This window comes from Mesorhizobium sp. P3_A9 (assembly GCF_056402975.1).
Map to the genome: position 1 here is coordinate 1 of NZ_JBFUGJ010000321.1, position 6,713 is coordinate 6,713.

The following is a 6,713-nucleotide window of genomic DNA, read 5'->3' on the forward strand; positions in this document are numbered from 1 at the left end:
CCTCGCCTTCGCGCGGACCGTCGAGGTCGACCTCCATGATCTCCAACGGCTTTCCGGCGGCGACAGCGACAGCGGCGCGGGTTTTCATGCGTGCTCTCCAATTATTTTCGATACCGGCCTGCCGTCGACAGGGCGGTTCTTAACGGCTCGCGGCATGATGGCCGCTAGCCAACCGCTTGCGCGAGCTTCACCTTGTGCCAGGCGATGATGTCCATCAGTTCCGGCGAGAACGCGTCGTGGGCGGGAATCCCGGCCTGGGCCAGGGTACCGCGCACGCTGGCCATGCTGGTCGCCGGCGTCCCAGTCTCGACGAGCGAAGACACAAAGGCCGCGAACTCGATCTTCGGCTGGTGCTTATCCGTCGCCAGTTCGGGATGCACGAATTCGAGGCCGTAGAAATGGTGATCCGGATCGGACACCTTGCCGACCATATGCGTCCCACAGGATTTGCAGCGGTGGCGTTCGATCTTCTGCGTGGCGTCCACGGCCTCGAGCTTGTCGCCATGCGCCTTGACCTCGACGCAGCCCGCCGGCACGACCGCGATCTGCGCGAAGACGGCACCGGCAGGCTTCCAGCATTTCGAACAGCCGCACAGATGGTTGTGCGCCACCGCCTGGTACATCGCGATCTCCACCGGCTCGCTGGCACATCTGCAGCGCGCCGTGAATGCTCCGACCGGCGAAGCCGAAAACGTTCGCCCGACAGCCGGGTGCAGCACGGCGGTCTCGCCGCGCAGCGCCTCGGCCCGCGCCTTCAGCGCGCTGTTCAGGTCATTATAGGCCGTTCGCAAATTGGTATCGATGCTGGGCCAGCGTTCGTCAGCCATCGGACCATTGAAGATCTCGTTGTGGCGCACCCGCGTGCCGCCATTCCCGGTCGGCTCCAGGATGAAGATGTGCTCCGCGCTGAACACGCCGCCAGGCGCCTGGCTCAGCCAGCGCAGTTCCCGCGCTCCCACGATGCGGGTGATCGTCGGCGTGACCTCGCGCTCGGGAACGTTGGGCTGGCGCAGCGTACCGACGACGCGCTGTCCAACCGTCGTCCGTCCGCGCAGCGCCGGCAAGGCCGGGTTCCATTCGCCGTAGCGCTCGAGATCGTCCAGCACGGCCCACACGGTCTGTGGCGGTGCGTCGATGACGATCTCGGTTTCGAGCAAGCGCATGGAGCATCCTCATTCCTGGACCAGATTTATGTTCTGGAGTGTGGCAGCGCGCTAATGCGCGGCCGTCGTGGCGGAGACGCCGAGATAGGCGCTCATCACCTTTGGGTCGTTGAGCAGATTTGGCGCCGTGTCCTCGCCGACGATCCTTCCGGTCTCGATCAGGTAGCCGCGATCAGCGGTCTTGAGGCTCAGCCGCGCATTCTGCTCGACAAGCAGGATGCCGAAGCCTTCGCGGGCGATGATGGCGAGTGATTTGAATAATTCCTTGGACAGCAGCGGCGACAGTCCGAGCGAGGGCTCGTCCAGCATCAGGATGTCCGGTTTCGACATCAGCGCCCTGCCGATCGCGACCATCTGCTGTTCGCCGCCCGACATGGTCTGCGCCAATTGGCGAGGGCGTTCGGCGAGCCGGGGGAACAGGCCGTAGACGAAATCAAGCATCTTTCCCGCATCGGCTTTCGCGCGCCTGGCATGGCTTCCAAGCCGCAAATTCTCCGCCACGGTGAGTTCACCAAAGATGCCTCGGCCTTCCGGAACCAGCGCGATCCCCTCCTCCACCATCAGATGGGCGTCGAGTTTCGTGACATCCTTGCCGTTCATGACGATGCTGGTGCCGGGCTCCGTCCCGACAAGCCCGGCGACGGCGCCGAGGAAGCTGGACTTTCCGGCGCCATTGGCGCCCAGGATGACACAGATCTCGCCCTTGGAAACGCGCGCGGAAACACCTTCTAGCGCGACGTGCCGCCCGTAGCGGACGCCGAGATTGGACACCTCAAGCATCGTCATCTCCCAGATAGGCGCGGACAACCTCCGGGTCGGCCAGGACGCTGGCCGACTTACCGTCGGCGATCTTCGTACCGGAATTCATGACCACGCAGCGCTGGCAAAGCGAGCGTATGGCATCCATCACATGCTCGACCATGATGATCGTCCGACCCTGTGCGCTGATCTCGCGGATGAGTTCTATACCGACCCTCAACTCGCTCGGGTTGAGGCCGGCGAGCCATTCGTCGAGCAACAGGACATGAGGGTTTCCCGCAAGTGCACGGGCGAGTTCGATCCTCTTCTGGTCGATGTAGGTCATGGCGGCGACGGGAACCTCCTCGCGACCCTTCAACCCGACCCGCTCCAGCAGATCGCGGGCAAGCGTCAGCGCCTCGCTGCCCCAGAGCCTGTTGTGCCCGAAGACGGCGCCGGCGACGACGTTCTCTACCGCGCTCATGGACGGCAGAACGCGTACCAGCTGGAAGGTCCGGGCGACGCCAATGCGGGCGATCTTGTGGGCCGCCAGTCCGGCGATGGGCTGTCCGGAAAGGAGGATGTTACCCGATGTCGGCGACAGCGCCCCCGATATGAGGTTGAGCATCGTCGTCTTGCCCGAGCCGTTCGGACCGATCAGTCCCAACAGTTCGCCCTTGGCGACTTCGAAACTCACGTCGTTGACGGCGACGAGGCCGCCGAAGGCCTTGCGCACCCGATTGACGGTCAGGAGAGGAACGCTCATCTGCCCTCCTCGGCGGTCGTTGCCAGCAGGCTTTTGTCGATGGAGCGGCGGCGGCGGAACAGGGTTTCCAACTGGCCGGTTACGCCGTCGGGGAGCACATAGACGATCGCCAGAAACGCGAGTCCCATGATCACCGCAGTCTGGTTCGGGAAGTGGCCCGAGATGAAGTCCATCACCACGGTGAAAGGAATAACGCCGACCAGGGGTCCCCAAAGGCGGCGCGTGCCGCCGAGCAGCGCCATGATGACCACGAGGAAGGACGTCATCGGATTGAACGCCGCATCCGGTGTGATGTAGCTGTAGCGGGGCGCCATGATCGCGCCGGCCACGGCAATGAACGCTCCCGAGACCGCGAACAGGATGATCCTGGCGCGAGCGGTATCGACTCCGACATGGYGCGCCACGGCCTCGTCATTGCCGATGATGCGCAAGGCCAGGCCCAGCCGGGACCTGTTGATGAGCCATCCTGTCACGAACACGATCACGGTCAGTGCAAGCAGCATCCAGTAGAGATCCGCCTCGGTGAAATCAGTGAAGACGTAGAGCCCGATCGCGCCGCCGAAATTGGTCTGCACCCAGGTCACGATCTGGCCCATGAGTTGGGCAAGGCCGAGGGTGAAGATGACGAAATAGACGCCCGAGAGCTTGAGGGTCGCCAATCCAACCAGTACGGCCAGCATGGCTCCGGCCGCGACCGCTATCAGGATAAGAGCCGGGAACGGCAGCACGTCGATGAAGATCGCGACCGAATAGGTTCCGACCCCGAAGAAGGCGGCACTTGCGAGCGAGACCAGGTGGGTCGGCCCGGAAAACAGCGCCCAGGCCGTGCATATGGCCGCATAGAGCATGATGTTCACGCTGAGCGACAACCAGAACCCCTCGGTGACCAGGGGTAGAAATGCCAGCACAGCCGCGCTGGCAAGCCCGGCGCTGAGAGCCAGAAGTTCATTGCGCGGGATGTTCATCACGCTGGCCGCTTTCCGAACATGCCCTGCGGCCGGAACAGCAGAACGAGGATGAACAGGGCGTAATTGGCCGCCAGCGTCAGCCCCGGATCCAGCAGGCTGGCGACGAGGGTCTCGGTCAGGCCAAGGACGAGGGCAGCGAGAACCGCGCCGCGAATGTCGCCGACACCGCCCATGATCACGATAATCAGCGCCTTCATGGTGAAGAACACGCCCATCGAGGCGTCGAACGTGTAAAAGGTCGACAGCAACGTCCCGGCGCAGGCCGTGATCGCTCCTCCGAGCGCAAAGGCAAAGGCCGCTGTCTTGCGCACATCGATTGCCACAAGCCGCGCCGCGCGCGGATCGACGGCGACGGCGCGAACGGCGGTGCCGCGATCGGTGTGGTAGAGGAAGATGTAGAGAGCCGCGGCGATGACGGCCGCGGCGACAAAAGCCACGACGCGGTTCAGGCCGAATGAGTCGCCCATGATCGAGAATGGCTGGGCGAGGAACTCATAGTTGAAGTAGGACCCGCCGAAGACCTGCAGCATCACCCCCTGGAACAGGAACAGCAGTCCGAAAGTCGCCAGGATGGAATCGACCTCGAGCATGCCGCGGTTCTTGGCCCGCTTCACCAGGGGCTGCATCAGCCTTGTGTATATCAGCCAGTTGATGACGAAGGCGCCGGGCCCGATCAACAGCAGGCCAAGAAGCGGATTGATCCCGAAGCCGGTATACAGCCAGAAGGTGACGAAGCACGCAGCAACGAGCGTCTCGCCGTTGGCAAGGTTCATGATCCGCGCCACGCCGTACTGGAGCGTGAGCCCGAGCGCGATGAGCGTATAGGTGCCCCCTAGGAGCAGGCCTGTCAGCAGGATGAGCATTGTACTCTCGCAGTCATCGGCCCGGCATCACGAGGACGCCAGGCCGCCGGGAACATCGGATCAGTTGCTGGGCCAGGCGGGCTTCAGCACTGGCGGCTGTGCGCCCTGGAGGTTGCCGGTCGCCCTGACGCCATGCACGACGCCATCGCTCCACTGCCCTACCGTCCAGTTGTTGTTGTTGATGTTGTTCTCGAAGTGGACATCGCCGATGACGGTCTTGAAGGTGCCCGACTGGATGTCCTTGTTGATCGCCTTCTTGTCCAGACTGCCGACATGCTCGACCGCCTGCTGCAGGATCTCCAGGCTGGCATAGGCCACCGGGCTCGCCCACCAATCTGCTTCCTGACCTGTCACCGCGAGATGCTCCTTGCGATAGGCCTGGAAGACCGGATCGCTCGCATTGACGCCGCCCATGATCAGAATGCCGTTGGCAGCAGCGCCAAAGCGCTTTCCGTACGCGTCGAGATTGCCGCCGACGCTCACGAAGAACGCCTTGGTATCGAACTTCTGCAACTGCGCCTGCTCGGTGAGAGCGAAGCTGTCCGGCGGGTACGAGTAGGCAATGAAGGCATCGGGATTGGCCGCCTTGGCGCTGGCGATGACAGGCGCCATGTCCTGGTTCCCGAGCGGATACGAGCTCTCGTAGACGATATCGAAACCGGCCTGCTTCAGCGCGGGTTTGCCGGTCTTGATCATCTCGAGGCCAAACGCATCGGAGACGTTGACCACCGCGACCTTGTTGCCGATCCTGCCGGCGTCGTGCAGATCCTTGAGCGTGCCGACGATGCCGTCGGCGATGCCTTGCGCCGGACCGAGCAGCCAGAACGTGTTCGGCCAGCGCTTGACGAATTGGTCGAGATCGTTGGCATTGCCGGTGGAGACGATCTGCGGGTAGCCATACTTCGCGATCAGCGGAGCGGTCGCGAGATTGAGGCCTGTCGAATAGGGCGGGATGATCAGGTCGACCTTGTCCTGGGTGGCGAGACGCTGGATGTTCTTGACCGCCTCTTCCGGTGACGATTTGTCGTCATATTCGACGATCTCGATCGGCCGCATTTGATCGCCGACCTTGAGGCCACCGGCCTTGTTCACCTTCTCGGCCCACAGCTTGATGTTCGGCCAAAGCACGCCTGACGCGCCGCCGGCAAGCGGCCCGGTCTTGGAGGCGCTCACGCCGATCCTGACCGGGTCCTGCGCAAAGGCCGCGCTGAACGTGCCGGCCGCCAGGGCCGCCGAAAGCATGAGTACGTTGAAACTGCGTCGCAACATCGAAATTCCTCCCAGTTCTGGTTGCAGTGGGCGCTCCCTCGCCTCGCGGCTCGCGAGACGAGTTGATCGCCCGATCCTCCCTAACGAAATTGCTTAGGCCATTTTCCTCTGATGATCCATCTAATTTCGTAATATCTGGTATTTTCGTTATTTTTTCCGAGTGACGATATTCCCTACCCGGCTCAAGGGACTTGGCCGGAGCACGACAGTTGCGCCCGTCCAACCCGCTTCCGCCTCACATCATTAAGATACCAAGTAGTATTCGGATACGACATGGAATGTCAATACCAAAAGCCTGCCGGTACGCTCTGCGTCCCTGCTTCGTCCGTCAGGCAATACGGAAATGTGGAGCTTTGTCGGGCCGGCCTCATTTCGAGACATTCGCCAGGGCCTCGAGTGCCAGCGCCGGATCCGCGATCTGAGCGGGATCGGGGCTCGCCGACATGGCAAGGAGGCGCTTGCCGATCAGATAGTCGCGCGGCGCATTCAGCCCATCGACCGCGACGAGTTGCCCTTCGCGGTAGTACCAGTGCGACCGTCCCGCTCCTGCCCCCTGCCTGACAACCACCGTATCGTCCAGCCGGGACAGGCCGGCGATCTGCAGCTTGAGATCGAACTGATCCGACCAGAACCACGGCTTCGGCCTGTAGGGCTGGCGCGCGCCCATGATGTTGCGGGCGACCAGGTCGGCGCTGTCGATCGCGTTGCCGACGCTCTCCATCCGCAGCCCGCCTCCGGGCAAGGAAAAATTGGCGCAATCTCCGGCGGCCCAGATCAACGGGTCGTCCGTGCGCCCGTGGGCGTCGGCGGCGACGCCGTTGTCGATGGCGAGACCCGCCTCGGCCGCCAGCGTCGTTTGCGGCATGCCACCGATCCCCGCCACGACGACGTCGGCGGCGATGATCGTGCCGTCGCCGAGCCTGGCGCCGACGACCCGGTCCGTGCC

Annotated in this window: 7 protein-coding genes; all 7 read right to left on the bottom strand. The window is 63.3% G+C overall.

Going from position 1 to position 6,713, the window contains the following annotated elements; genetic code table 11:
* Positions 1-164: 164 nt before the first annotated feature.
* Positions 165-1,163, bottom strand: a complete 999-nt coding sequence (locus AC1DX0_RS28455) for an SRPBCC family protein (RefSeq protein WP_477222396.1) — start codon at positions 1,161-1,163, stop codon at positions 165-167.
* 51 nt (positions 1,164-1,214) lie between these two features.
* The gene (locus AC1DX0_RS28460; RefSeq protein ID WP_477222397.1) at positions 1,215-1,943 is read right to left on the bottom strand and encodes an ABC transporter ATP-binding protein; all 729 of its coding nucleotides are present in this window, start codon (positions 1,941-1,943) and stop codon (positions 1,215-1,217) included.
* Entirely contained in the window at positions 1,936-2,667 is a 732-nt protein-coding gene (locus AC1DX0_RS28465; RefSeq protein ID WP_477222398.1) for an ABC transporter ATP-binding protein, read from the bottom strand. Before AC1DX0_RS28465 ends, AC1DX0_RS28460 begins: the two co-directional genes overlap by 8 nt.
* A complete protein-coding gene (locus AC1DX0_RS28470; protein WP_477357726.1) occupies positions 2,664-3,632 on the bottom strand; it encodes a branched-chain amino acid ABC transporter permease in 969 nt (322 codons plus the stop codon). Before AC1DX0_RS28470 ends, AC1DX0_RS28465 begins: the two co-directional genes overlap by 4 nt.
* Complete coding sequence (locus tag AC1DX0_RS28475; protein WP_477222399.1) at positions 3,632-4,498, bottom strand: branched-chain amino acid ABC transporter permease; 867 nt, start codon at positions 4,496-4,498, stop codon at positions 3,632-3,634. The genes AC1DX0_RS28470 and AC1DX0_RS28475 overlap by 1 nt, the downstream gene beginning before the upstream one ends.
* 60 nt (positions 4,499-4,558) lie before the next feature.
* Positions 4,559-5,767 (bottom strand): amino acid ABC transporter substrate-binding protein, encoded by a 1,209-nt coding sequence (locus AC1DX0_RS28480; RefSeq protein ID WP_477222400.1) that lies wholly within the window; start codon positions 5,765-5,767, stop codon positions 4,559-4,561.
* 367 nt (positions 5,768-6,134) lie between these two features.
* The coding region (locus AC1DX0_RS28485; protein ID WP_477357724.1) for an oxidoreductase C-terminal domain-containing protein at positions 6,135-6,713 on the bottom strand (579 nt) is incomplete at its 5' end.